This is a genomic window from Streptodolium elevatio, assembly GCF_040649515.1.
GTDB classification, from domain to species: Bacteria; Actinomycetota; Actinomycetes; order Streptomycetales; family Streptomycetaceae; genus Yinghuangia; species Yinghuangia elevatio.
The window spans coordinates 1-24,586 of the sequence record NZ_JBEZFP010000085.1; the positions used below are offsets into that span (position 1 = coordinate 1).

Consider the following 24,586-nt stretch of genomic DNA (forward strand, 5'->3'; position numbering starts at 1 on the left):
GTGAGGGCCCCAACTGGGTTTGTGCGTCCCGGGCGCCCGCCGTCGGCGGCGGGCGACCGGACCGTTCGACGGACAGGTCACGCGGATTGTGCCGATCGAGCCGGTCGTGCAGAGCCCGCGGATGTGCAGCAAGGGAGACCGCCATGAAGCTGACCGCCACCACCTTCATCACCATCGACGGCGTGTACCAGGCCCCCGGCGGCCCGGACGAGGACCGCAGCGACGGCTTCCCGCACGGCGGATGGGCATACCCCTACGACGACAAGGACTTCGGCGCCTTCATGGACGGCATCTTCGGCCAGGTGGACGCCTTCCTGCTCGGCCGCAAGACGTACGACATCTTCGCCGCGTACTGGCCCAAGGTCACCGACCCGGACAACCCCATCGCGGGCCGCCTCAACAGCCTCCCGAAGTACGTCCCCAGCTCGACGCTCACCTCGCCGGAGTGGGCCGAGACCCGTGTCCTGACCGGCGATCTCCGCGAGGAGGTCACCGCCCTCAAGGCGCAGCCGGGCCGCGAGCTCCAGGTGCACGGCAGCGGACGCCTCGTGGGTTCGCTGCTCACGCTGGGCCTGGTGGACACCTTGCATCTGCTGACGTTCCCGGTCGTCCTCGGCACGGGCAAGCGCCTGTTCCCCGAGAGCGCCCTGCCCAGCGCCTTCGGCCTCGCGTCGAGCCGTCCGACGTCCACCGGGGTGGTCATCAACACGTACGCCCGTACCGGCGAGCCGACCTACGGGGACTTCGGCGCCGAGGACTGACCGCCGGCCGGGCCGTCGGCGCGGCCTTCGGTGAGCGACCGCAGTGCCTGCCCGATGCGGGCGGTACGCGCCGCGGGGGTGCGGGCCTGGAGGACGGGGAGCACCACCAGGTAGCGGGCCGACTTGTCGAGCGCGTCGAACACGCGCTTCGCCTCGGGGTCGGCATCGAGGGCGGCGGTGAAGTCGGCGGGAACCGACCAGGTCTTCTGGGACTCGTACGCCCCCGCCCAGCGCCCGTCCTCCTGCGCCTTGCGGACCTCCGCGAGTCCGGGTTCCCGCATCCGGCCCGCGGCGGTCAGCGCGGCGACCTTCTCGACGTTCACCTGCGACCAGAGGCTCCGTGGCCGGCGCGGCACGTACTTCTGCAGGTAGAAGCGGTCGTCGAGCGAGCGGCGCTGCCCCGAGATCCAGCCGAAGCAGAGGCCGATGTCGACCATCTCGTCGTCCGTGACGGTCGGGATGCCGGACTTCTTCTTGGCCACCTTGATCCACAACCCCTCGTGGCGGGTGTGGTTGGCGGTCAACCAGTCCTCGAAGGCCGCGCCGTCGGCGAAGGCGAGCACCTGGACGCCGTCGATCTCGGCCGGCCGGTCGATTCGGTAGACGAAGTGGCTGCGGTCGTCGACCGGGTTGTCGGGTTCCAGCGACGCTTCGGCGACCCGCCGGAAGCCGGCCTTCTCCAGCGCACGCCACGACGGCCGGTTGCCCGCGTGCACCGGTACGACGATGGCCGCCACCTCCGGGTACTCGCCCCAGGTGTCGTGGACGACCGCGGCGATCAGCCGCGGACCGAGGCCCCGCCCGGTGTGCGCCTCGTCGCCGATCAGGTAGTCGATCGTCGCGGCATGCGCCGGTACGTCGACCTGGCCCGCCAGCTCCGCGAAGTCGTGTGCGTAGTCGGCGAACCGGCAGCGCTGCACCAGGGCGAAGGGCCGGTCCCCGAGGTACGCCAGGAGGTCCTGGGACGGCTCCTCGCCGCGCGCCGCCGGACCGAAGTCGCGGGCGACCGCCTCCGGCGCGGTCTCGTGGTTCCACCACCGGGCCACGTGCGGTCGCTCCAGCCACTCCTTGAGAAGCGGGAAGTCGGCTTCGCCGAGGCGGCGCCACGTGATGCCGGGTGGGAACTCGCCAGTGCTCACACCGCCGACGCTAACACGCAGGTCAAGCGCATTGCGGCGGGCGCGGCAGCGGGGTGCCTACCGCGACGGCGGCGACCAGGGGGCCGCCTCGTACCGCTCGCGGAGCTTGTACTTCAGGACCTTGCGCAAGGTCTCGCTGCGCGGCAGGGCGTCCACGACCTCCAGTTGCTCGGGGATCTTCTGGGCCATCAGCCCGAGTCCGCGCAGGTGTGACGCCATCTCGTCGAACGTCAGAGCCGGTTGGCCCGCGGCGCGTTCGACGACCGCGCAGACGCGTTCGCCGCGTTCGTCGTCGGGGATCCCGACGACCGCCACGTCGGCGATCTTCGGGTGGCCGAACAGGAGTTCCTCGACCTCTTGGGCGGAGATGTTCTCGCCCTTGCGGATGATGACGTCCTTCAGCCGCCCGGTGACCGTGATGTGGCCGTCCGGGCGCATGCGGCCGAGGTCGCCGGTGCGGTAGAACCCGTCCTTGTCGAACGACACTTCGTTGAGCGCCGGGTTGGTGTAACCCTTGAACAGCATCGGCCCCCGCACCGTGATCTCGCCCTCCTCCCCCGGCGCCGCCGGAGTCCCGTCGGACGCGACGATGCGGATCTCCATCCCCACCACCGGAGCGCCGTCGGAGTTCGCGAGCTGCTCCGGCGAGTGGCCGGGGCCGCCCTGGGCGATCATCGGCGCCTCGGTCATGCCGTAGCCGTGGCAGAGCACGGCGCCCAGTTCGTCGCGCACCAGGTCGAACAGCTCGGGCGGCTTGGGCGCGCCGCCGCCCGCCACCACGCGCAGCGTCGGGATGATCCGGCGGCCCGGCTGCTTGCGCTGCTCGGCGAGGAACAGGTTGTAGAAGGCCGTGGACCCGCCGACCAGCGAGACACCCAGGCGCTCGAACAGCGGTATCGCGGAGGCCGGTTCGAAGTGCTCCACGACGACGACGGAAAGGCCGGTCAGGAGCAGGGCGATGATGTAGTCGGGCCCGGCGATGTGCGCGAACGGGACCGTCAGCGAACCGACGTCGGGATCCGCCATCTCCAGGGCCACCGCGAGGCCGTGCGCCCCCGCGACCAGGGTCCGGTCGGTGTGGCACACGCCCTTCGGGTCGGAGGTGGTGCCGGACGTGTAGTAGAGCCAGCGCACTTCGTCGCCGTCGGACGGCGGGGGCGGCAGCGTCGCCGGGTCGCCCTCGGGGAGTCGGTCGTACGCCTCCAGCACGCGGGGCGCCCGTTCCCGCGGGGTCTTGGCGATGACGGTCGCGGCCATCTCCGCGAAGTCGAAGCCCTTCCAGGTCCCGGGGCAGATGTAGTACTGCGCGCGGGTCTGGTCCAGGCAGAAGCCGACCTCGCGTTCCCGGTAGAACGGGATGACCGGGTTCTGCACGGCGCCGAGCCGGGCGAGTGCCAGCGATACGACGATCGACTCGACGCGTGTGGTCAGTTGCCAGGTGACGCGCGTACCCGCGCCGATCCCGAGAGCCAGGTAGCCGGCGGCGACGCGTTCGGCCCAGTCGGTTATCTCGCCGAAGCAGAAGCGGCGTTCCTCGTCCAGGAGGAACGGGCGGTCCGGTGTCGCCTTCGCCCGCCGCTCGACCAACTCCCACAGTGTCGCCGCCTCGTGGAGCACCGGATGGCTCTCGGACCCGCAAGGCGCAGGGTCGGTCGACGGTTTCGGACTGCCGGGCCCGCTGCCGTTCATCTGATTCCCCCGATATTCGTCTGTCGACGGCCGGCAACTCCCTTTGCCGGGGCCGCGGACGACTCGGCGGGGAGGGGCCGGCCGACTCAGGTGGAAGGCTGGTCGGCCTTGCTCCAACCGTTTGATCGTCGATCGTACGTCATGACCGCCGCGGGGGCCGAGGGGCCGTTACCGGGGAACCGTGACAACCACCTTCCCCACCTGGGAGTTCGACTCCAGGTGGCGATGGGCCTCGACGATGTCCTCCAGCGGGAACGTGCGGTCCACCACCGGACTGAAGGCGCCCGTGCGGAAGCCGGAAGCGACGAACGCCTCCAGACGGCGCAGCCGTTCGGGCCTGGTCGTGGCCTCCAGCACCGTGTAGCTGCGCATGTTCAGTGCCGGCAGGCCCAGTTCGACGCCGGGATACGGGGTGGGCTGCCCGCTGAGCGCGCCGTAGACCAGCAGCGTGCCTCCGTCGGCCACGACGCGCGCCAGTTCCGTCACACCGGGTCCGGCGACCGCGTCGAAGACGATGCGCGCGCCGCGGCCGTCCGTCGCCGCGCGCACCCGCTCGACGACGTCCTCGTCATCGGTCACGACGACCTCCGCCGCCCCGGCCTTGAGCAGCGCGTCCTTCTTGGCCGCGGTGCGGGTGAGGGCTATCGGCGTGGCGCCGACCCGGTGTGCGACCTGGATGGCGGCGAGGCCGACGCTGCTGGAGGCCGCGTTGAGCACGAGCGTGTCGCCGGGGCCGAGGCCGCCGACCTCGACGAGCGCGCCGTACGCCGTTCCGTACGGCATCCACATCGCCGCGCCCTCGACCGCGCCGACGCCCTCCGGCCGGTGCAGCACCGCGGCGGCGGGGACGAGGGCGGTCTCGGCGTACACGCCGTAGTCGTTCTGCGAGAAGGCCGGCACCGTGCTGACGGGTTGCCCGGGCCGGAACCCGGTGACGCCCTCCCCGACCGCCTCGACGACGCCCGCGGCCTCGGCCCCCAGTCTCGCGGGGAACCGCTTCACGGGCTCGATGTAGTGGCCCGAGCGGAAGAGCGCCTCTGCCCTGTTGAGCCCGATCGCGTCCACCCGGATGCGCAGTTCGCCCGGGCCGGGGTCGCCGACCGGCACGTCCTCGACCCGCAGCACCTCGGGTCCGCCCAACTCGTGGAACAACACCGTCCTGGCCATCGCTTCGTCCTTCCGCGGGAACTGTCCTGAGGTGGAGCCGCACTCGGTGGCGCGGCGAACCGGGTCCAACCCCAACACGAAAGTACGACGCTCGTCAAACTTTGATGAGCGTCGTACCATTGGCGCCATGGACGACCGCACCCCCCACCACCCCGACGTACGGACGATCCCGCTACAGCAGGTCCTGGAGGCACTCGTCGACCCGGTCCGGCGCAGCATCGTGCGGCAACTGCGCGAGGCCGACGCCGACATCGCGTGCGGGTCCTTCGACATCGCGGTGAGCAAGTCCACCGCCACGCACCACTTCCGCATCCTGCGCGAGGCCGGCCTCATCCGGCAGCACTACGTCGGCACGTCGCGCATGAACACCCTCAGGGACGCCGAGTTCGCCGAGGCGTTCCCCGGGCTCCTGGACGCCGTCGTCGACGCCGAGCGCAATGCCCCCGCCGCCGCACGCCGCCCCGCCCGGGCATGACGAAAGGCCCCACCGGAGGGAGATCCGGTGGGGCCGTACCGAACTTTCGGGTTCGGGAAGACGCCTGAGTTCGGGAGCGCCTAGTCTCGCCTGACTGCCGAACTCGGCGAGCCCGTCAGTCCGCGATGGCCTTCAGGGAGCGGTAGAACGCGCGAATGTCGTCGACAAACGCCTGCGGCTGCTCCAACGGCAGGAAGTTGCCGCCGCGCTCGATCTCCGACCAGTACGTGACGTTGTGGTCACGGTCCGCGAAACGGCGCACCGCGATGTCGGTGCTGAGCGCCACGGCGACACCGGTCGGCACCGTCCCGCGGTCCCTCGGCCCCCACGCTGCCGCGTCGTGCGCGGCCTCGTAGTAGAGGTTCGCGGACGACCCGGCCGTCGCGGTGAACCAGTAGAGACTGACGTTGGTCAGCAGGTGGTCGCGGTCCACCGCGTCCTCGGGCAGCTCCGCCTCGGCGTCCGTCCACTCCTTGAACTTCTCGACGATCCACGCGAGTTGGCCGGACGGGGAGTCGTGCAGCGCATGCGCCAGGGTGTGCGGCCGCGTCGACTGGATGGCGTTGAAGCCCATCTTGTCGTCGCGGAACTGCTCGAGCCGGCCGAGCCGCTCCTGCTCGGCCTCGGTCAGGCCCTCGAACTCGGCGGGGTCGCCGGACGGGAACACGATGAAGCCGTTCACGTGGATGCCGACCACCTTGTCCGGCGCGAGGCGGCCCATCTCGGTCGCGATCCACGCGCCGCCGCCCGTGCCGCCGGCCCCGTAGCGCTCGTACCCGAGCCGGGCCATCAGCTCGGTGTACGCGGCGGCAATACGGCCGGTGTTCCAGCCGGCCGAGGTGAGCGGACCGGAGAACCCGACGCCGGGGGTGGACGGGAGGACGACGTGGAAGTGCTCGGCCAGCGGGCGTACGACCTCGATGTACTCGACGATCGAGGCGGGCCAGTCGTGCGCGAGCAGCAGGGGCAGCGCGTCGGGGTTCGTCGAGCGCACGTGCACGAAGTGGATGTCCTGGCCGTCGATCTCCGCCATGTACTGCGGGAGTTCGTTGAGCCCCGCCTCAGCGGCCCGCCAGTCGTACCCGTCGGCCCAGTAGGCCGCCAGACCCGCCAGGTAGTCGGCGGGCACGCCCCGGCTCCAGCCGGTGCCGGGCACCTCGCCGCCGCGGCGGGTGCGGCGCAGCCGGTCGCGGAGGTCGTCCACGTCTGCCTGCGGCACCTCGATCCGGAAGGAGCGGACGCCGTGCGGGAGGCTCTGGTCTGCGTGGTTGTGCCGCGTGTTCTCCATGGCTCAAACACTACGGTCCATACAGGAACGGACCGTTCCTAAATAGCAAGTTGCGAGGGAACTTTTCGAGGGCACCGGCAAAACGGATGCCTACCCCTCGACCCGTTCCAGTTCGACGTCGGCCGGGTCGAGTCCCCGGGCCTCCAGATAAACACTCAGATAGGCCTCTGTCGACCGGCGCGGGTCGGCTCCGGGCCGCCACAGCGACTCGCACTCGGGGCACATCCAGAACTCGTCTCCGGTCCCCTTGATCCGGTACCGCACCACGTGGTCCTGCCCGCACAACGAGCACACGATGTCCTCGGACGCCGTCGTCACCGCTCCCACCTCTCCACTCCCGCATGCCTCCCCACCTGCCTCGTTCCCGAGCGCGCCGACACTCCGGTCAGAGGGAAGAACCTCTCACGTCCACCGCCGTGTCGTGTAACGATTGCGGCCAGTGGCGGCACGAAAGCAGCCGTCGTACGGCGCCTGGGGGTGGGGACTCGTATGGACGCTGTATTCGGACGGCGTACGGCACAGGTCGGGGGCTTCCGCCTCCTGCACCGGCTGGGCGGTGGCGGATTCGGCGAGGTGTACTACGGCGAGCACGTCAACTCGCACGCCCCCGCCGCCGTGAAGCTGATGCACGGGGAACTGCTGGCCTCCCACAAGGAGTCGGAGTACCGGAGCCGGTTCGCCCGCGAGGCCGAGTTCCTGAGACACCTTCAGCACCCGGCCGTGCCCCGGTTGTTCGTCGCCGAACCGCACGCGTCGCGCCCCTGGCTGGCCACCGAGTACGTCGCCGGCCCGACACTCCAGCAACTGGTCGACGAGCACGGCCCGCTGCCCGCGGGCGCGGTGCGGGCGCTGGCGATCCGCGTCGCCGAGGTGCTCAACCTGCTGCACTCCAAGGGCCGCGCGCACCGCGACCTCAACCCGCGCAACGTGCTGGTGACGCCCGCCGGTCCGCACGTCATCGACTTCGGGCTGGCCCGCGCGGTCGGCGCCCAGCCGATGACGGCGACGGGCGAAGCGGTGGGAACCCTCCTCTACATGCCGCCGGAGCGGCCCGGCACCGAGAAGGGCACGCACTACGACGCGGCGGGCGACCTCTTCGGGCTCGGCGCCATCGCGCTGTTCGCCGCGACCGGCCATCCCCCGTACAAGAACTACGGCGATCTGCGCGCCGGAGACGTCGACTTCGGCGGCATACCCAACGACCTCGACATCGTGCTGCACCGGCTGCTGGAGAAGCGGCCGGAGGAACGCCCGAGCGCCGCCGAGGCCATGATCCTGCTGCGCACCAGCCGGACCCCGGGGGCGCCGGTGCCGGTCTTCACCGAAGCGCTCGAACCCGCGCACCGCCACAAGCTGGAGGGCCACCCCCTGCGTCCGGTGCCCGTGGCCGGGGCCCCGCACCGGCAGACCGTGAACCCGCACCAGGTGCCCCCGACCTTCACCGGTCCCGCCGACGCGTCGTCGACGTCCCAGATCCTCGCCCTCGGCGACGCCGCGACCACGGCGCCCGGGACGATCGCCCCGCGCTGGTACGAGGCGCCCCCGCCCGCCGACGACGGCACACGCACCGAGATCATCTCCGGTATACGCCCCGGGGCGTTCGCCGCCGAGTTCCGCAGCCCGCCGCCCCGCACCCCCGTGCGGCGCGTACCGGAACCGCCGCGCAGGTCGGGGCCGCCGCACACGGCCACTCCGCCGCGCGCCCCGGGACCGCCCGGGGCGGCCGAGCGCGTGTCGGTACCGCCCGGCGGAGCCGATGCCCGAACCGTCGTCCACCGGCGCCCGGTGCCCGCCCGGCCGCAGACCCCCATGCGCACCGTGGAAACGGAGTGGGAGCGCCCGCTCGACGACTGGGTGCAGTACGTCGCCGCCACCGCCGACGGCACCGTGCTGGCGGCCACCGCCGACGGCATGGTCACCGCCATGAACGGCCACACCGGCTACTTCCAATGGGAGTACGCCTTGCCCGGCGGCCTGCGCGGCACCCCCGTGGGCGACGGCGTGCTGCTGCACGCGGGTTCGGCGGACGGCTGGCTCAACACCCTGGACACCACGGCCCAACGGCTTACCGACCGCCGCCCGGTCGGCGGTCGCGTGGTCGGTTGCGCCGTCGCCCCGGGAGCGCGCGTCGTGGTGGCGTCCGGCGCGGGCGTGGTGTGGTCGTTCCCGGCCGGCCACGGACAGGCCGAGTGGGGCGAGCCGGTGGGGGCGCCGATCACCGCGGGCCCCGTGGTCGCCGGGCGCACGGTCTACGTCGGCGACGCCCGGGGGCGGCTGCACGCCCTCGACCTGCACGACGGCGGGAGCGGTTGGCCGCGCAGCCCCGAACTGGGCGAGCGTCCCATCGCCTTGGCCGTGGCCGGGAACCTGGTCGTCGCCGCGGGTGCGGACGGCGGACTGCACGCCTTCGACACGGTCGACGGCAGCCCGCACTGGTCGGCGCACAGCACCGCGCAGACCTGGGCCTGCGTCGCCGATCCCGTGACGGAGACGGTCTCGACGGGGGCACTGGACGGCGCGGTGCGGACGTACGACGCGGTCACCGGCGAGCAGCTCGGCGAACTCCCGGTGACCGACGGCATCCGGCGTTCGCTGGCGCAGGTCGGCGACGCGCTGGTGGTGGGCGGCACGGACGGCAGCACCCTGGCCGTCGACCCGCTGGGCGGCCGACGGATCTGGCGGCACGCGGGCGCGGGCCCCGTGCACGCCCCCGCCGCGGCGGTGCCGGGCGGGCCGGTGGTGGTCGGGCGGCTCGACGGGACGGTGTGCGCCCTGCCGCCGCCATGACCGGGATCCGCCGGACCGACCCCGCCCCGCGCGCGCCGCCGTCCGCACCGGCGCGGCACCCGACCGGCCCCGCGACGCCGCGGCGCGCCGCCGGATCCCCCGCCCGCACCCGGCCGCCGAACCGCTCACGATCGAAGCCCGGAGCCCGATGAACACCAGCGTGCCCTTCCGACGGCCGCCGTCGCCGTGCCCGGTCTGCACCCACCCCGGCGGCGACAGTGCCGAGGGCTGTTCGGGCTGCGGCCGTCCCGCCGCGCCCGGTGCCGGGCACGCCGAAAGCTCGGGCGGCCACCACGATCTGACGATGCGCCAAGACGTGCGTGCGGCGGTACGCGTGGGCGCCGACGGCCTGCACCAGGGCGACCACCGGGTGCTCAAGGCCCTGTTGCAGCACTGCCGCGGGCTCGACCGGCTCTCCGAGGAAGCCCGCACCCGCATGGTGGAGTCCGAACAGGACGCGGTGGCACGGGCGGAACGGCGCGCCCGCGCGCAACGGCGGCCGTACGGCGCCCCGGAGGCCGCCGCGGCCCGCCTCGCGGCCGGCGAGACGGACCGCCTGGTCCTGGTCGAGACCGGGCCGGAGGGGTTCGCCACCTGCACGCTCACCGCGTCCGCGGTCGGTGTCGTCACCGCCGGTCCGGTGGTCCGCAATGTGCGCGAGTGGAGCGACGCGGTGCCCAGCACAGGCGTGCGCAGCCGTGCCGAGATGCTCTTCCTGGCCGCCGGCGGAGTGGGCCTCAAGGGCGCGCCGCCCGACCCGGACACGCTGCTGGCCTGGGCCCGCGAACTGCTGCACCCCTCCGAGGGCGAGGCCCCGGGGCAGACCACCGAGCACGTGCTGATCCACCGCCGCGCCAACTGGCTGCTCCCCGACCTGTTCGCCGCGGCCGTACGCCGGATCGCGCCGCCGGTGTCCGAGTTCATCGCGGAACCGGGCTCGCCGGACCTGGCGGACCGCGCGGACGCGCTGTGCTCGGGAGTTCCGCTGCGCCGCTCGTACCACCTGGCTCTGGCCTCGGTGGCCGCGCCCGGCGGCCGGGTCTCGGTCACGTACGTCGAACTCTTCCCGGTCGGCACGGCGGTGCGCCGCGGGTTGCCCGTCGAGGCAGCGGTGCCGGTGGCCCGGCCGCCCGGCCGGGCCGGACCGGCCGCGCTGCCGGTGGTCGTACGCGGCGCCGGGCCAGACCGCGAGTGGTCCGAACTCACCGTCGCACGCGCGGACATCCCCGTCCCGGGGGAGGCCGTGGTGGTGGCGTCGCTGGAACGGCCGGGCCGCGTCCGCCTGCGGGTGCGCGGATCGGGTGCCGACGCCGCGCAGGCCGGTAGTTGGCCGCAGAGCTGGGCCGAGTTGTCCGCGTCGCTGCCCTCGCACCACAACACGGATGTCGGTGCGGACGTGATGGTGGCCGTCGAACTCGGCGGTCCGGCACAGTTGGTCACCCAGCGGCTCGAAGTCGTGCGGACGCTCGCCCACGCGTTGCGCGTCGGGGTGGGCGTCCACGCGGGCGGCCTGCCCGGGCACGCAGGTGCGGCGCGCTTGGCCGCCATCGGCTACGCCGACCACTCCGACAACCGCCGCCAGGCCGACGACCCGTGCCGGACGGCGGGGTTCGCCTCGCCCGGCGAGCTGATGGCGATTCTCCAGGACTGGCAGCCGACGCCGGTGGTCGACCAGTTCGCCGCGCCGGTCGAGGACGCCTTGCACCGGGCCCTGCACTTCGACTGGCGACCCGGCGCGCAGCGCACGCTGGTCGTGGTCGGCAGCCGCCCGGCCGGCCTGACCACGCGGGTGGGCAGCGTGGTGCACGCGCGGGTCTGCCCGAGCCGACTGGACTGGGCCGAGGCGCTCGCCGAGTTGCGTGCGCGGGGCGTACGCACGGTGGCGATGGTCGACGAACCGGCCTGGATGACACACTCCGACCCGGCGATACCCCGTGACAACACCCGCCGCATGTGGCAGCAACTCGGTGCGGACGGGCGGTTCGTCCTCGGTTCCGCCGCGCACCTCCGCTCGCTGGCCGACCTCGTCGTGCCGGCCGCGTCGGCCGAACTCGTGCTTCCGGTACGGGCGCCGGGCCGACAGCGCGACCACGCCGACCCGCCTCCATACTGACTTCGCCCACCGCCCCGCTCCTCCCCTCCCGAACTTCCCCCCTAGACCTGCACGGCGCCCCGGGCAGGCCCACCCCCAGGGAGAACGCCATCACCGATCAGCCGCCCGACGGGCGACGGCAGCCGGACCCTGTGCGGCAGTGGCTCGGCTCCATGCCGCCGCCCGACCCGGACTTCGACGACACCGCCGGTGACAGCCGCCCGCCGCCGGACCGCTTCGCCCGGCCGGCGCCCGCCTCGGGGCCCGCGCCCGGGTCGGCACCGGGTCCCACGGGGGGACCCGCGCCGGCCCCGCCGCCCGGCGTCTCCGTGCCGCTCTCCCGGGCGGCCGCGCCCGCGTACGCCCCACCCGCGCAGCCCGCACCCGCCACGGCCGCCGCGCCCGGCGGTACTCCCGGCGCCCCCGGCGCTCCCGGCAACGACGTGCGGGTCGCGCTCTGGGGAGCCAGCGGCAGCGGCAAGAGCACATACCTGTGGGCGCTGCCCCGCGCGCTGCACGGCAAGGCGGGCAGGTCGGACGGGTGGACGATCACGCCCCTCGACGACACCTCCCGGACCTATCTGGCGGACGCCGAAACGGCTCTCGTCGTGGACCGCGTCCTGCCGCAAGGCACCCTGTCCTCGCTGAGCGTGCGCTGGCTCCTCGCCCGGTCCTCGCGCAGCCCCTTCGACCGGCTGCGCCCCGCTCCGGCGTCCCGCATCCTGCTCACCGTCGAGGACCGCCCCGGCGGCGACTACAAGGACGCGTTGGACGCGGCGGTCGCGCAGCTCGCCGACGCGGACGCGATCATCTACCTGTACGACCCGGTCAGCGACTCCCGCGAACGCAGCGAGACCTTCCAGGCGTTCAGCAGCACACTGCGCGCGGTCAGCAACCGCATGCTGCGGAACGGGCAGCTGCGCGAGGACGGCCGGCTGCCTCAGCATCTCGCCGTGTGCGTCACCAAGTTCGACGATCCGGCGATCTTCGACCGGGCGTGCCGCGGCAACTGGGCCACGCAGAGCGACACGAAGCCGTACCTGCCGCGCATCGCGGACCGCTACGCCCACGACTTCTTCGCCGAGTTGTGCAAGTCGACCGGCGGGACGGGCGAGGAGGTACGCCGACTGATCCAGGACAGCTTCATGAAGGAACGCGTCCGCTACTACGTCACCTCGTCGATCGGCTTCAACCTCGACCACGAGGACGAGTTCGACCCGGACGACTACGGGAACCTCGACCACGAGCCCGCTCCGCAGCGCGGCCCGAGGCGGCCGGGCGCGGACACCTCGCCCCAATACCGCGAGCGGCTGCGTTCGATCCCGGTTCCGGTCAATGTCCTTGAACCCCTGGTGGACCTCGACCGCCTGGTGCGCCGCGACCGCCGCGGCGGACTGCTGCGGTCGCGGTCCGGCGGCACCGCAGGGAGGCGGCCGTGACGACGCTGGACGCCCACTGGGCGTACTGGAGCAAGGAATCCGGCGACGAGCAGGACTACCGGGTGCTCAGTTGCAGCACCGGGGATCCCGGGCAGTTCACCGCGGCGGTGCAGGCCGAGAACCCGGGGACGCCCCGCACCGAGGACAGCGGGCGGCCCGAGTCGCTGCCCTGGGTGGTGTTCGGCGGACACGACGAGGCCGAAGGGGCGTTCTGCAACGTCGCGGTCATGGACTGGACCGATCGGGCGGACTGGACCAACCGCCGGATCACCGCCACGACCTGGGTCACCGTGCCGTACTCCGAACTGAGTTCGCGCGGCGCGGAGTACGGCGACCTGTACGCGGCACTGTTGTCCGCGTCGATGCGCGACGGAAGCCCGGTAGCGCTTCAACTGCCCGACGGGCCCGCGCAGTTGTCGGCCCCGGTGGTCGGCGACGCGGGTCCCGGCGCACCCGGCTTCTCCGCGCCCCTGCTCTATTGGGCCGCGGGGGTCGCGGCGCTGCTGCTGGAGGGCCGCGTGGTGATCACCGGTGCGGGCCGCGCCGACGTGGGCGAGCGCATCGCCGCGATCGACGCGGTGTGCCGGATGCTCCCGTACGGCTACCGCGCCGGATTCAGTGCCTCGACCTGGGCCCCGGTCCCTGAACAGGCTTGGCAGCGCCTGTGCTTCGGGGACTACGCGGGTGACGGCCTGGTGCGCGTGCCCTGGGGGGCGCGGGTGCCGCAGCCGGCGGGTCCGGTGGCCCGCCGCTACCTGGATCTGTTGACCGGCCACCTCGACGCGGGCGAGGCCGACCGGGTGCTGCTGTGGCTGCGCCGCAACGCGCGGAGCCGGCCGTTCACCGAACCGAACCGTGCGCTGGAGGTGTTGGAGGCGCTGACGCTGTCCGAGATGGTGCTCGCCGAGGTCCGTTCCGGTCAGGGCGACCCCGACCGGGTGCTCAAGGCGCTGAGCCAGAAGGGCGTCGAGTCGTTCGACGAGGAGTCGCGCCGGAGCCTGTTCACGTTCCTGTTCGACTGCCGTGACCCCGCGCTGTACCCGGTCATGGCCCAATACCCGTGCGCGGAGCTGAACGAGGCCGCGGTGGTGGCGTTGCACCGTGCCCTGGCCCCGGCCTCCATGACGCCGGATGTCCCCGTATCCCCGGGAGCACGCGCCGAAGTCACCGGAATCGTCGAGACGTTCGTGACGGTGGCATGGGAGTGGGAGCAGGCCGACGTGGACGCGTTCGTGGCGCGCCTGCTCGCCGTACCGCACGAATGGAACGTGCCGCACGAGCTGGTCGACGTGTGGGTGGCCCGTTTCGGGGCGGCACCGAAGCGCGAATGGCCGCTGTCGACAAGCGCGTTGCTCAGGACGCCCCAGGTGGGCCTGGCCGCGGTGTGCCGCTGCGCGGAGAAGCGGCCGAAGTCGCTGGGCCGTCTGATCGCGCTGTTGTCGGAGGCCGGCAAGGCCCCCTGGCTGACGGTCCTGCGGTGGGCGATCGACCTGCCGGATCCGGGCACCGGATCGGCGGGGACGCTGGCGCAGGCCGTGCGGCAGTGCCCGGGCGTGGCGGTGCAGACGTTCCGGTTCGCCGTCGCGTACGCCCGGTTCGGGGCCCTGCCCGTGGCTCTGTGGCAGGAGTGGCTGCGGATAGCCGCCGACGACCGCCTCCCGGAGCACACCGAACTGGGCGGCTGGGTCGGCGACTACGACCCGCTTGCCGACGACGGCGTGACGACGCGCGTATCGGCCCTGACCGGCCTGCTCCTGTGCCTGTACGGTCGGCAGTTCGCGCCGCCGGCCTCCGACACCGCGCGTGAGTACGTCGCCGAATTGACCGACGCCGGGAAGCTGTTGCCGCGCGACGCGGGCGGCCGTCTCGACGACCTGCCGGTGCGGATGCTGCGCGGAATACTGAGGGCGCATCAGGACCAGCCCGACAGCGGGGCTTTGACCGTGGCGGTACTGCTGGGTGCGCTCGACCGGGCCGACGACCTGGGACCGAAGGCGTGCGGGTTCCTCGCCGCCGAAGCCCTCGACTCGGTCGGGCGCCTGCGCACGGGTGTCCAGGAAGCGCTGGCCGCGGACACCGAAGGCGGGTCCTGGCGGCGCCTGGTCGCGGGCATACCGCAACTCGCGCTGGCCGTACGTCTCGGGCAGTTGGAGCAGGACGCCCGCGGCGGCCGGTCCACGACCGAACTGGCCGGGCACTGGGCCTGGTTGCAGGCGCAGTCGCCCGCCGACGCGGAGCCGGACCCGCACGTCCGGCACGCGTTGCAGTCCTGGCCGGGGGTGCGGAAGCAGGGGGCCGCGTACGACCTGCTCCTCGAGGTCAGGTCGGCCCTGCTGCACGACCACGGTTGGACGGCCCGCCAGGGGGACGTGTGGCTGGTGCGCACCGTGCGCACGATTCTCACGAAGGACTGGCTCGGCCGGAACGCCGCCGACAATCTGCGGCACACGCTGCGTGAGCGGCGGGAAGTCGTAAGTGCGGAGGAGCAGATGCTGACCGCCATGCTCGGGGACGCCCCGACGCGGCCCCCGACCGGCCAGGCGCCGCCTCCTCCGGCCCCGGCGGCACCTGCCCCGCCCGCGGCGCCGTCGGCCGATCCGGCCTCCGGTGCACAGCGTTCCTCCAACGTGCCCTTGGAGGAGCGGCGGCAGACCGAGCACGCGAAGTCCGGCCCCCGCGGCGCCCGCAGCCGCGGACCGCGGCAATCGGCGGAGTGGTCCGACATGCCGTGGTTCCGCAACCGCCGCGTGTTGACGGTGGCCGCGGTCGTCGTCGCGCTGGCCGCGGTGCTCGTCGTCCTGTTCGCCACTGGTGCGTTCGGCGCCGCGGGACCGTCGAGCGAGCCCGCGCCGCCGTCGCCAGCCGCCGCATCCGCATCCACGTTGTCGTCGGCGGCATCCACGGTGCCGGAGGTACCCGCTGCACGCGATGTGCCCGCGAACCCGGAGCCTCTCCAGGCGTCGCTGGCCTCGCCCATCGCGCTCTTCGCGGCGCTCGTCACCTTCTGCGTGCTGCTGTACCGCCGCCCTCGCTGGTCCGGCCAACTGACCATGCGGATACGGCGCGAGGACGCCCCCGGCTACCAGGTGGCGGCCGTCCTCACCCCGGACCGCCTCGGCCGCGCCTTCGCCGAGGGCGACACCGAGAACCCGGGTCTGCTGCAACTGCCCGGGAACAGCGCCCGGATCAGGGTGAGCGCCCGCCGCTCCTGGCGCCACGTACGCCAGGTCGACCTGCTGGTCCGGGTGCGCTTCACCGACACCGGACGCCGTGACGCGGTCCGCTGCCCGGTCGGCGGCCGACGGATGATCCTGGGGCTCGACATGCGCCATGACCCCAACCCGGCACCGGAGTTGGCCGAGTCCACGCATCCGCCGCGCCCGGACACCGCGCCGCCGCCGCAGTCGCCGTACGCGTACCCGCCGCCGCTGGACGCGCCGACCACCGCGATCCCGTCGTTCCCCAACTCGTCCCCGCCGCCCGCCAACCAGCCGCCCACCCTCCACTACCCGCCGGGCTACGTGCCCCCGAACCCTTACGCCTCGGGCGAGTTCTCCGGTGGCCCCGAGTCGGGCGGCCCCGGCCACTGGCCCGGGAACCGCTCGGGGAACTGATCACACCCGGGGCCCGAGGAACAGGCCGCCGCTCGCGTCGAGGACCTGACCGGTCACCCACCGCGCCTCGTCGGAGGCGAGGAACGCGACCACGTCCGCCACGTCCTCGGGGCCGCCCAGCCGGTCCAGCGCCGTCGAGGCGGTGATGAGGTCGGCGAGCCCCGGCGCGTCGAACACCGGAGCGTTGGCCGGGGTGCGCGTGGCACCGGGGGCGACCGCGTTCACGGTGATCCCCCGGGCCCCGAGTTCGTTGGCCAGCGTCCGGCTCATCGTCTCGACCGCGCCCTTCGTCATGGCGAAGGACGTCTGCGACGGATTCGCCATCCGGGTCGCGACGGACGAGATCGTGATGATGCGGCCGCCGTCCGCGAGCAGGTGCAGGGCGCGCTCGACGATGAAGTACGGGGCCCGTACGTTGACCGCGAACAACCGGTCGAATTCCTCGCGCGTGGTGACGCCCATCCCGCCCGCGGGCGGCGCCGCCGCGTTGTTGACCACGATGTCGAGCGGCCGCCCCGCGAGGTACGCCTCGACCCCGGCGAAGAGCGTCTCGACGTCGTCCTCCGCCCCCAGTCGCGCGCGGACGGCGACCGCGGACCCGCCGGCCCGCTCGATGGCCGCGACCGTCGCCGCAGCCCCTTCGGCGTCCGTGCCGTAGTGCACGATCACCGCGGCCCCGTCCGCCGCCAGCCGGGCCGCGGTCGTCTGCCCTATGCCGCGCGATGCCCCGGTCACGAGGGCCGTCCTGCCGGTCAGGTCACCCATGTCGAGCCGCCAATCATGTGAGCTTCTACCAATCTGGTAGTGACTACCAGTACGGTAGGGTCTACCACATGCCCGACCAGCACTCAACCCTGCGAGCGCGCCGACGAGCCGAGACGCAGCGCACCGTCCAGGCGCACGCGGTACGGCTGTTCACCGAGCGCGGATTCGACGCCACGACGGTGGCCGATGTCGCCGACGCCGCGGGCGTGTCGCCGATGACCGTGTACCGGCACTTCCCCACGAAGGAAGACCTGGTGCTCGCCGATGCGAACGTGGGGCTGGTGGCCGACGGCATCGCCGCGACACCCGCAAACCTGCCCTTGACGCACCGGATCGGGAGCGCGCTCGTCGATTCCGCCGCGCAGCTGAGTTCCGGCGACGTGCACGACCCAGGGTCGAACCGCCGGTTCCTCCTCGCCCGCCTCCAACTGATGATCGCCACACCGGCGTTGCGGGCCAGGCACCTGGACAACCACTACGCACTGCAGCAGTCGATCGTGGGCGCCCTGACCGGCGAATCCCCAGATCCCGACACGGTGTTCCGAGCCCAGGCGGCGGCCGGCGCGTGCCTCGCCGCGATGCACACGGCGTTGGTGCGCTGGGCCGAGGACGACGGACGTACCGACCTGCCCGACCTGATCGCGCAGGCGCTGGCCGCGGCGTTCGGGGACGACGCGATCGGCTCGCCGACACGGGGGTAAGCGAGGACGCGGGGACGGCGCCGGGCGCCCGACCGCGAAAGTCGGGCGCCCGTACGGCTGCCTGTCAGGGCCGTGACGTCAGGGAGCGACCTGGTATTTCAGTGCGGCCTCGGCCGGCGCCGGACCGTCGATCGTCTCGAGCCCGCCCTGTGCCTGTGCGTTGGGACGCTGGATGTACGACTCGCGCGTGTTGGTGTCCCCGACGTTGCTGAAGTCCAGAGGGGCCATCACACCGTCCGAGTCGAACGCGTTCATGCCGTGCAGCGCGGCGACGACGCCCTGACGGGTGAGGTCCTTCGCCTCGCACGCCTTGCGCAGTGCTTCCCCGAAGACGCGCGCGGTGACGTATCCGAAGGCCACCCCGTTGTCGATCGGAGAGCCGGGGAATTTCGCCGCGTACGCCTGGACCAGGTTCTGGATGCCGGAGACCTGCGAACTCGGCGCCTGCACCGAGTTGACGAGGAAGAAGTTCTTCTCCAGCGCCGCTTTGGCCGGGGTGGTCAGCAACTGCGGCGAGAAGCCCGGGTTGCTGGAGACGATCGGCACGTTGAAGCCCGCGGCGGCCGCGACTCCGGCGAGCGACGCCGACTGCTTGGGGCCGGCGCTCATCAGGACGGCTTTGACGCCCTGACTCTTGAGCGCGGCGACCTGCGCGGCCATGTCGGCGTCGGTGGCCTTGATACGGTGCTCGACCAGGGTGAGCCCGGCTTGTTGCGCCGCGAACCTGGCGCCGGCCAGCGCGTTTTCGCCGTACTCGCCCTCGAAGTAGACGTGCCCGACCCTGTCGCCGGCTACCACCTTCCGCTCCCGCAGCAGGAAGCCGACACCGTTGATCATCTCGATGTCGTAGGTGGCGCCGACGACTTGGACGTACCGCTGTTTGAGCATGGTGGACGGCCACGCCGCCGGGATCGCGAGCACGGCGTCGCGGTCCAGGCTCGGCAGCACCGCGGTCACCACCGGGGAGCCCAGGAGTTGGGAGATCCCGATGATCTGGGGGGATATCTCGTCGTACGCGGCAACGCCCTTCGCCACGTCGTACCCGTGGTCGCGGACCAGGAGCCGGATTTCGCGACCGCAGATCCCGCCGGCCGCGTTGACCTCGTCGAAGTAGAGCTGCTGGGCCTGCGTGAGGCTCTTGCCCAACGTCGCGTACACGCCGGTGAGATCGGTCAGTTCGCCGATCGTGACGGTCGTGTCGGTGACGCCCGGGCCGGTGAGGACACCGTCCGGCAGGTCCTTGCTGCCGCCGGTCGACGACGCGGTATCCGAGTTGCATCCGCTGATCGAGAGCACGGCACCGACGAGCAGCGCCACGAAGGCGGACGCGCGTCTTTGGGCGGGGGGCTTCATGGGGCTGGACTCCTCGGGTGAGCGGCGGGCCGCGACGGTTCACGTCAGCGCGCGTTTGGGTGCCTTCCGGTTGCGGTCAGGGGGAATTCGTCGCGGAACTCGACCAGGCGCGGGTGCTTGCGGGCGGCCGCACGCGCACGGCACCAGGCGATCGGTTCGTCCTCGGTGAGTGGCGCACGACGAAGGCCGTGCCCTCGAAGCCGTGGGTGTCGTGCGGGTTGAGCAAGGCCCTCTCCTCACCAAAGGGGTGGAGTAGATGCTCTCTGCTCTTCCGCTCGGAAATCGATAGGCCGCAAACTAGGTCCGGACGCACTCCGCTGTGCCCGTGCACAGATGCCGCGCATGGGCCGACGGCGCTTTTCGCGTGCCCTTTTCACCACGGCGCCTCACCGCTCCGGGCCGTCGAACACCAGGACGATCATGCGGGGGGCGCCCGACTGTCCGGCCACCCCCGCATCCAGGACGACGCGGGCCTCATGACGCCGGCCCGGTTGCGCCGCGGGGCCCTGCGCGTCTCCCGCCGGCGCCAGACGCTGACCGCGAGCGGGGGCCGAACCAACCGCGCGACTCGGGTTCGCCACTCCGTGCCGTCCAGCTCGACGCCGTGCCCGGCGCCCCTCGTGAGCTGGACGGCCGGTCCGTGTCACCCCCGATTGTCGAGCGCCCCGGCCCGCCGCAGGGGGCATCGATCACCCGACCGGGTGACGTACGCGGGCAATCCGAGGATCGCGCCCCGTCGTTGTCCACTGTTGGGGAGGGCAGCACCGTGCCGTCGGCATCAAATGCCGTGGCCTGGTGGTGCCGCTACCTGATGTCGACACCGACCCGCACATGTCTGAGGGGCCACGCATGACCTCCGCGCAGATGCCCGCGCGTCCGGGGCGGCACCGGCGGGCCGAGGCGCCCGCCGCCGATCCCGGCTACGCGGTGCCGCCCGGCGCACCGTACGACGGCGCTCCCGCCCAGCACCTCGCAGCCCAGCACCTCGCACCCCAGCACGCCGCGCTCCAGCACGTCGCGGCCGCGCCCGGCGCCGTCCCATCCGGCGCCGCGCCGCAGGTCGCCGCACCGCACGTCGCCGCGCAGCGCTTCGCCGCCGACGCGGTGCGTGCCGCCGTCGACGGGCTCGCGTTCGCCGAGTCCCAGTGGGACCTGGAGGCGTGGCGCGCCGCGCACGCCGCGGCGTTGGACCTGGTGGTGCTGCTGGCCGCGATCGGCCCCGGCCCCGAGGTGCTGCTCAGCACCGCCGCCGCCACCCTGGACAACGCACGCCGCCTCGTCGACGGTGGCAACATCCATAGCAGCGGCGGCAGTTCCGTACCGGCCGCGACCGGCCCCTGGTAGCACCGCAAGCCGTCGACAAGTCCTTCCGGCGCCGTCCGCGGTCCCGGTTCGGGCGTCCATGTCCAGAGGGCCGGGTGTCCATGTCCAGAGGGCCGGGCGGCCGCGTTCAGAGGGCGGTGGCCTGGGCCTCGAAGTACGGCCGCTGCGCCGGGTAGTAGTCGTCGAAATCGGGCTGCGGAGTACCGTCGCGAGACGCCACCAGCATGTCGAGGTAGTACTCCCAGCCGGGACCGATCTCGGCGACGCCGTCGGCGTCGGTCAGGTGGTGCACGAAGCGCAGTTCGGTGCGGCCGTCCTCGGTCGCGGCGAGCAGCACTTCGATGTGCCACGCGCCGACTTCGTCGGTGGCCGAGAGCGCGAGGCGGACCGGAGCGTCGCACGCGTCGATCCGCATGTCCGTCCAGGGGGCCTGGTCCTCGTACGCCAACTGCACCTTGATCGTGCGGCCCGGTGCGGCATCGCCCTCCCAACGGCCGTACCAGCGCGCGGTGCGCTCGGGGTCGGTGACGCTCGCCCACACGTCTTCGACCGGTGCCCGGAACGTACGGGTCAGTACCAGGTCGACGCCGTCACCGGTGCGCAGGAGTCGTCCAGTGGGCTCAGGGGTCCGGGTCATCCGGTCTCCGCCTCTCCGTGTGTGGTGGTGGTGCCGGGCCGCTCGACGGCGGTCGCCGGTTCGGTGGTCCGACGCTCCCGGCGGGTGCGGTATACCTCGGTCTCCAGGGCGTCGAGCCGCTGCTCCCAGCCGGAGATCCTGGCGAACCGGGCGATCCATGCGGCCAGTTCGTCGAACCGCTCGGGCTGCAGGACGTAGTACCTGTGTCGCCCGACGAGTTCGTCGCGCACGAGCCCGCTCTCCCGCAGCACCCGCAGGTGACGGCTGACCGCCGGCCTGCTGATCGCGAAGCGCTCGCTGATCTCACCGGCGGACAGCCGCGCGTCGCGCAGCAGCACCAGGATCTCCCGGCGCACAGGATCGGCGATCGCCCCGGCTATTTCGTCCACTCAGAAAGCGTAACCCATTGGTTACGCGTCTGGCCAGGGGCCGGGGCGGTCCGTCCGCTCGGAGACCTCGCCTCGGACACCCCTTCTCGGGGGCTCCCGTCGGGCGCTCGCCTCGGGACGCCGACCCCGGCGCGTCGCCGCGCGGCCAATCATGGAACCATCGGTAGGACCGCCGCTCCACACACTGGAGGACCGACCGCCGATGAAGTGGGGCCCGCACACCCTCGTTCTCGACCTCGACGAGACCCCGGGCGCGGTGCGCCGAGCGCGCGACATCACGGCGGAGTTCCTCCGGGAGTGCCCCGGACCCGCCCTGACGCGGGAGGCGGTTCGGGACGTCGTCATGGTGGTGGCGGAACTCGTCTCCAACGCCTACCGGCATGCCCCCGGCCCGTACCGGCTCACGCTCGCGGCCGAGGAGGACTCGGTGACCGTCGCGATGCGGGACGGCGGGCGGTCCTGGCTCGCCGCGGTCCCGGAGGTGCGCGCGCCCGGAGGGTTCGGGCTGCTGGTGGTACGCCGCCTGAGCCGCACGCTGGACGTGGAGATCTTCCCGGACGGCAAGGAGCTCACCGCGATCGTGCCCCGCAACCGCACCTGATCCCCCGCGCGGCCGGTACCTCGCCCGACGGTTCCCGGCCGCCCCCGTCACCCGCCGTTCCGTCACCCGTCGCTCCACCACCCGTACTCCCGCACGGATTCCGCCTCGCCTTCCGCGTCCGCAACGGGCCACGACGGTTGGCTCCCTCGCCGCCACGTTCGGCGCGGTCGGTTGGGCCGGTCACTCGTCTCCGGCCACACACCGTAGGCCCGATCCCGCCCGGTCCCGGTTTCCACGGGTGTTGCGGGGGTATCCGCCGCCGGACGGCGGTCGGCGCGTTTGCCTGCCGCGGAGCTCGCGCTCGGGGCAGGGAAGGCACGATGACCACTCCCCCTCCGCGCGGCGTGCCCGCGGAACAGCGCCCGCTGCTGAGCCCGGCGTCTCCGGCGCAGGACGCCGCCGCGGCACGGCAGCCGATGCTGGCCGTACTGAGCGACCGCCGCTCGTTCGACGACAAGTGGCTGTTCGAACGCAAGCTCGACGGCGTCCGGGTCCTGGCGGTCCGGGACGGCGGTGACACGCGCCTGCTCTCGCGCGGCGGACATGCGCGCGGCCGGACGTACCCCGAGGTCGTCGAGGCGCTGGCCGGACAACCGTGCGCGCGCTTCGCCGTGGACGGCGAGATCGTCGCGATGCGCAACGGCCGCACCGACTTCTCACTGCTCCAACAGCGCAGCGGCATCGCCGACCCCGATGCCGCACGCGCGAGCGGGATCAAGGTCTTCTACTACGTGTTCGACCTGTTGAGCATCGACGGCTTCGACACGACCCGGCTCCCTCAGCGCACCCGTAAGGCACTGCTGCGCGAGACGCTGGACTTCGGCGGCCCGCTCCGCTTCACCCCACACCGCAACCGCTGGGACGAGGCGATGCTGACGGACGCGTGCGCGAAGGGCTGGGAGGGGCTGATCGCCAAGCGGGCCGACGCGCCGTACGTACGCCGCCGTTCGCCCGACTGGCTCAAGCTCAAATGCGGCGCAGGCCAGGAGTTCGTGGTCGGCGGCTACACCGACCCGACCGGCAGCCGCGTGGGGTTCGGGGCCCTCCTTCTGGGCTATCACCAGGCGGGCCGGCTCCGCTACGCCGGCAAGGTCGGCACCGGCTACGACACGAAGACCCTGCTCGATCTCGCGGACCGGCTCGGCCGACTGCACACCGACCGCTCGCCGTTCGACGACGAGGTACGGGAACGGGCGGTCCACTGGGTCCGCCCGGAGTTGGTCGCGCAGGTCGGGTTCAGCGAGTGGACCCGCGACGGTCGCCTGCGGCACCCCCGGTACCTGGGCCTCCGCGACGACAAGCGGCCCGAGGAGGTCGTACGCGAGGGACCCCGCAGGTAGTCGCGGTCGCCCCGCTTCCGACCCCGACCGGCGTCCGCGGCCGTGCGCCGGTGACGGAACGCGTCGGCCGGGCGAGCGGCCGGAGCAAGTCGGACAGCCCGCAGATCGCAAGTACCCGCACGGACTGCGGCCGTGCGCCTACGACTTGGAGCGGCAGAGCCCGCTGCGCGCATCGGCGGCGCTGCTCGTCGAGGAAGTGCACGCCGGTGGAGGTGCAGAACTCGACGCCCGAGAGGTCGATGCGGATCGGCCCGTCGTGGTCCGCGAGCCGGTCGGCCGCCACGTCGAGCACGTGCTGCCCGGCGATGTCCAGGTCGCCGATCAGCGTCAGCACCAGGACCTCGCCGTCGCGGCTCAACGCGAACCGGAGCACGGGTTCTTCCGGCGCCTCGGCGACGTAGGGCGGCTGCGGGACGGGCGGTGCCGCATGGTGCCGCTCGGGGACGGGTGCGCGGTTCATCACGTCCTCCCGGTGGTCGGGCCCCTCGGCTCGCGTGCCAAGGCGTTGGTCAGGGGTGGGCGGATGCATCGCTTTCCTCGGGTGGTCCGCCCGCGGGTCCGCGGGCGGGGGTGTCGGGCAGGGCCAGGAGATCCGCCACGCTGCCCGCGCTGTCGCGCGGGTGGCGCAGCCGGGTGCCGGGAGTGACCTCGTACGTCGTACGCCGGCCCGTGCGTGTCCGGGTGAGGTACCCGGCCCGCTCCAGATCGCCCAGGATCGACTGCACGGCCCGGTCCGTCAGTTCGCAGCGCGCCGCGATCTCCCGGACCCGGATCTCGGGCTCGGCGGCCACCGTCCGCAGCACCCGCGCGTGGTGGGTCAGGAACGTCCAAGAGCTGCGGGAGCCGAAACCGGTGTCAGCCATGCGCGGATACTACGCTCAATCATTCAGGTATGAAAGAACTGATGACAAATACATGCATCATCGTGCAGGATTTGTCTGCGGCGTCCACAGGGGCCGGGCCGTCCGACCCGCAACCAACCTGTGATCGGGGCGGAGTCGTGAGCCCCGGTCGGTCCGCGTTCGC

The 24,586-nt window shown here is 72.7% G+C and carries 21 protein-coding genes; 10 read left to right on the plus strand and 11 right to left on the minus strand.

Annotation, left to right across the window (positions count from 1 at the left end):
- Positions 1–143 precede the first annotated feature (143 nt).
- Positions 144–761: a dihydrofolate reductase family protein gene (locus tag AB0C36_RS27805; protein WP_358359014.1), complete on the plus strand. Its 618-nt coding sequence runs from the start codon at positions 144–146 to the stop codon at positions 759–761.
- Here the strand turns inward: AB0C36_RS27805 and AB0C36_RS27810 are convergent.
- The 3 genes from AB0C36_RS27810 to AB0C36_RS27820 all read right to left on the minus strand — a co-directional run bounded on the left by AB0C36_RS27810 (position 734) and on the right by AB0C36_RS27820 (position 4,756).
- On the minus strand, positions 734–1,900 hold the full coding sequence (locus AB0C36_RS27810; RefSeq protein WP_358359017.1) for a GNAT family N-acetyltransferase: 1,167 nt from the start codon (positions 1,898–1,900) through the stop codon (positions 734–736). The two genes, AB0C36_RS27805 and AB0C36_RS27810, sit on opposite strands and share 28 nt — an antisense overlap.
- A gap of 57 nt (positions 1,901–1,957) precedes the next feature.
- Positions 1,958–3,517 (minus strand): AMP-binding protein, encoded by a 1,560-nt coding sequence (locus AB0C36_RS27815; RefSeq protein WP_435839128.1) that lies wholly within the window; start codon positions 3,515–3,517, stop codon positions 1,958–1,960.
- 240 nt (positions 3,518–3,757) lie between these two features.
- Complete coding sequence (locus AB0C36_RS27820) at positions 3,758–4,756, minus strand: zinc-dependent alcohol dehydrogenase family protein (protein WP_358359022.1); 999 nt, start codon at positions 4,754–4,756, stop codon at positions 3,758–3,760.
- 127 nt (positions 4,757–4,883) lie between these two features.
- Here AB0C36_RS27820 and AB0C36_RS27825 point away from each other — a divergent pair, with 127 nt between their 5' ends.
- A complete protein-coding gene (locus AB0C36_RS27825) occupies positions 4,884–5,231 on the plus strand; it encodes an ArsR/SmtB family transcription factor (RefSeq protein WP_358359024.1) in 348 nt (115 codons plus the stop codon).
- A 115-nt stretch (positions 5,232–5,346) separates the two neighbouring features.
- On the opposite strand, the gene AB0C36_RS27830 is transcribed toward AB0C36_RS27825, so the two are convergent.
- Positions 5,347–6,519, minus strand: coding sequence for an epoxide hydrolase family protein (locus AB0C36_RS27830; protein WP_358359026.1), 1,173 nt, complete (start codon positions 6,517–6,519; stop codon positions 5,347–5,349).
- 90 nt (positions 6,520–6,609) lie between these two features.
- Positions 6,610–6,837 (minus strand): hypothetical protein, encoded by a 228-nt coding sequence (locus tag AB0C36_RS27835; protein ID WP_358359029.1) that lies wholly within the window; start codon positions 6,835–6,837, stop codon positions 6,610–6,612.
- Positions 6,838–7,008: 171 nt separating this feature from the next.
- Between AB0C36_RS27835 and AB0C36_RS27840 the strand changes: the two genes are divergently transcribed.
- The 4 genes from AB0C36_RS27840 (at position 7,009) to AB0C36_RS27855 (ending at position 16,451) form a co-directional block, all read left to right on the plus strand.
- Entirely contained in the window at positions 7,009–9,306 is a 2,298-nt protein-coding gene (locus AB0C36_RS27840; protein ID WP_358359032.1) for a protein kinase domain-containing protein, read from the plus strand.
- A gap of 304 nt (positions 9,307–9,610) precedes the next feature.
- The gene (locus AB0C36_RS27845; RefSeq protein WP_358359034.1) at positions 9,611–11,419 is read left to right on the plus strand and encodes a hypothetical protein; all 1,809 of its coding nucleotides are present in this window, start codon (positions 9,611–9,613) and stop codon (positions 11,417–11,419) included.
- 131 nt (positions 11,420–11,550) lie between these two features.
- Positions 11,551–12,837: a hypothetical protein gene (locus AB0C36_RS27850; RefSeq protein WP_358359037.1), complete on the plus strand. Its 1,287-nt coding sequence runs from the start codon at positions 11,551–11,553 to the stop codon at positions 12,835–12,837.
- A complete protein-coding gene (locus tag AB0C36_RS27855; protein ID WP_358359039.1) occupies positions 12,834–16,451 on the plus strand; it encodes a hypothetical protein in 3,618 nt (1,205 codons plus the stop codon). Before AB0C36_RS27850 ends, AB0C36_RS27855 begins: the two co-directional genes overlap by 4 nt.
- Here the strand turns inward: AB0C36_RS27855 and AB0C36_RS27860 are convergent, their stop codons facing one another.
- A complete protein-coding gene (locus AB0C36_RS27860; protein WP_358359041.1) occupies positions 16,452–17,216 on the minus strand; it encodes an SDR family oxidoreductase in 765 nt (254 codons plus the stop codon).
- Positions 17,217–17,284: 68 nt separating this feature from the next.
- On the opposite strand from AB0C36_RS27860, the gene AB0C36_RS27865 reads away from it, so the two are divergent.
- Positions 17,285–17,917, plus strand: a complete 633-nt coding sequence (locus tag AB0C36_RS27865; RefSeq protein ID WP_358359043.1) for a TetR/AcrR family transcriptional regulator — start codon at positions 17,285–17,287, stop codon at positions 17,915–17,917.
- Positions 17,918–17,995: 78 nt separating this feature from the next.
- On the opposite strand, the gene AB0C36_RS27870 is transcribed toward AB0C36_RS27865, so the two are convergent.
- Entirely contained in the window at positions 17,996–19,270 is a 1,275-nt protein-coding gene (locus tag AB0C36_RS27870; RefSeq protein ID WP_358359046.1) for an ABC transporter substrate-binding protein, read from the minus strand.
- A gap of 849 nt (positions 19,271–20,119) precedes the next feature.
- Here AB0C36_RS27870 and AB0C36_RS27875 point away from each other — a divergent pair.
- Positions 20,120–20,614, plus strand: coding sequence for a hypothetical protein (locus AB0C36_RS27875; RefSeq protein WP_358359048.1), 495 nt, complete (start codon positions 20,120–20,122; stop codon positions 20,612–20,614).
- A gap of 106 nt (positions 20,615–20,720) precedes the next feature.
- Here the strand turns inward: AB0C36_RS27875 and AB0C36_RS27880 are convergent, their stop codons facing one another.
- The gene (locus AB0C36_RS27880) at positions 20,721–21,230 is read right to left on the minus strand and encodes an SRPBCC family protein (protein ID WP_358359050.1); all 510 of its coding nucleotides are present in this window, start codon (positions 21,228–21,230) and stop codon (positions 20,721–20,723) included.
- Positions 21,227–21,619, minus strand: a complete 393-nt coding sequence (locus tag AB0C36_RS27885) for a metalloregulator ArsR/SmtB family transcription factor (RefSeq protein ID WP_358359051.1) — start codon at positions 21,617–21,619, stop codon at positions 21,227–21,229. Before AB0C36_RS27885 ends, AB0C36_RS27880 begins: the two co-directional genes overlap by 4 nt.
- A 202-nt stretch (positions 21,620–21,821) precedes the next feature.
- On the opposite strand from AB0C36_RS27885, the gene AB0C36_RS27890 reads away from it, so the two are divergent.
- Together AB0C36_RS27890 and ligD are read left to right on the plus strand one after the other, a co-directional pair.
- Positions 21,822–22,220 (plus strand): ATP-binding protein, encoded by a 399-nt coding sequence (locus AB0C36_RS27890; RefSeq protein WP_358359053.1) that lies wholly within the window; start codon positions 21,822–21,824, stop codon positions 22,218–22,220.
- Between the two features lie 320 nt (positions 22,221–22,540).
- A complete protein-coding gene (ligD, locus tag AB0C36_RS27895) occupies positions 22,541–23,560 on the plus strand; it encodes a non-homologous end-joining DNA ligase (RefSeq protein WP_358359055.1) in 1,020 nt (339 codons plus the stop codon).
- On the opposite strand, the gene AB0C36_RS27900 is transcribed toward ligD, so the two are convergent.
- Together AB0C36_RS27900 and AB0C36_RS27905 are read right to left on the minus strand one after the other, a co-directional pair.
- The gene (locus AB0C36_RS27900) at positions 23,457–24,089 is read right to left on the minus strand and encodes an STAS domain-containing protein (protein ID WP_358359057.1); all 633 of its coding nucleotides are present in this window, start codon (positions 24,087–24,089) and stop codon (positions 23,457–23,459) included. The genes ligD and AB0C36_RS27900 overlap by 104 nt on opposite strands.
- Positions 24,070–24,423, minus strand: coding sequence for a MarR family transcriptional regulator (locus AB0C36_RS27905; protein ID WP_358359059.1), 354 nt, complete (start codon positions 24,421–24,423; stop codon positions 24,070–24,072). Before AB0C36_RS27905 ends, AB0C36_RS27900 begins: the two co-directional genes overlap by 20 nt.
- Positions 24,424–24,586 lie beyond the last annotated feature (163 nt).